Origin of the sequence: Phocaeicola intestinalis (assembly GCF_014837065.1) — a bacterium.
GTDB classification, from domain to species: Bacteria; Bacteroidota; Bacteroidia; order Bacteroidales; family Bacteroidaceae; genus Phocaeicola; species Phocaeicola intestinalis.
In genome coordinates this window covers 1-1,347 of record NZ_JACSPP010000127.1, presented here as the reverse complement: position 1 = coordinate 1,347, position 1,347 = coordinate 1, and the positions used below count along the sequence as shown (strand labels likewise).

1 protein-coding gene and 1 pseudogene are annotated in these 1,347 nt (G+C 32.3%); both read right to left on the bottom strand.

Features of this window, described 5'->3' with window-relative positions; genetic code table 11:
• Positions 1 to 78: 78 nt before the first annotated feature.
• The gene (locus tag H9625_RS17310) at positions 79 to 1,113 is read right to left on the bottom strand and encodes a site-specific integrase (protein ID WP_022232157.1); all 1,035 of its coding nucleotides are present in this window, start codon (positions 1,111 to 1,113) and stop codon (positions 79 to 81) included.
• 2 nt (positions 1,114 to 1,115) lie between these two features.
• Positions 1,116 to 1,347 (bottom strand): annotated as a pseudogene (locus H9625_RS17860) (hypothetical protein); the annotation flags it as partial.

The window sequence follows — 1,347 nt, the reverse complement described above, 5'->3', positions numbered from 1 at the left end:
TTATATTTATGTTGGCATCATAATTAAAGTCCATAATTAACAGTACTTTTACCTTTTTTGATGCCAACATAAAATATATTACTGTAAAGATTTTAAGAAAGTAATAATAGACTGATCCGTTATTGGTTTTACTTTCAAGTCTGGATTATTCAAATTACAAGATTCTATAGCTTTTGCTTTCATCTTTAAGTTTGTCTCAGCATAGATGTTTGTGGTATTTATAGAAACATGCCCTAGCCATGAACGAATTGTATTAATATCTACACCAGATTCCAACAAATGAGTTGCCGTTGAGTGTCTTATTGTATGTGGACTGACATTCTTTTTAGCTATGCTAGGCATTAATTCAGCCGCTTTTGCTGCATATTTGGTTACTAGTTCATATATTCCAAACCTTGTGATTGGATTACCATATTTATTAAGGAATACAGCATCATCCTTGGATCTATGTAGAAAAGGTTCAATAAGTTTCACTGTCGTATCCCATAGTGGACATGGTCTTGTTTTATTCCCTTTTCCACGAACATATACAACCGAAACTGTGTTTGGAGAACCGATATGTATATCTGAGATTTTAACATTAACAACCTCAGATGCTCTGGTTCCTGTATTATACATAAACATTAAAAGTACATAGTCTCTCATCCCTTGCTTCGTAGTTTTATCAGGTGCATTTAACAATACCTGCATTTCTTCTTTCTCAAGATAATGGATTTTAGGTTGTGCAGCACCTTCAAAGGTTTTAATATTTTCCTTTTTATTCGGTATATATTTCAACCTTGAATACCATAATAGATATTGGGGCTCAACTGACGATACGTACTTAGCAAAGCTACGTATAGCGGCTAATCTTAGATTTCTAGTTGTAACAGAACACTTTTGGACTACTTCTATACTATTTAAAAAATCGGATATAATGTTTAATGTCAAGTCTTCTATTTTAAGCTTAGAGACAACAAGTCCCTTTGATTTTATAAAACTCAATAATTGACAGAAACAATAGCTATAGCTTTTGATTGTATTCTGGGATCCATTTTTAATAATAGGAAGATAGTCTGCCAGATAAAGTTTTAACCAATACCCAACTAATAATTTTTCATCAGATTTATTCATAATCAAGATTCTACATAAGTTTTAAAACGGATATTTGCTTTGTCTAATAGTTCGTGAGTCATTGAAAGATATATTGATGTATCTTCTAAATGACTATGTCCTAGGTAAGTAGATAATACAGGTAATAAAGTTTGGACATCCGCCCCTTCTTTATACCATTTTACTAATCTGTGAGTGGCGAAACTGTGCCTGAGATCATGGAGACGCACATTTTTACCATCTTTACGAACAATA

What these genes read in the sequence shown, in the direction of transcription:
- H9625_RS17310 (WP_022232157.1), bottom strand. Translation starts at nt 1,113, where the DNA reads ATGAATAAATCTGATGAAAAATTATTAGTTGGGTATTGGTTAAAACTT.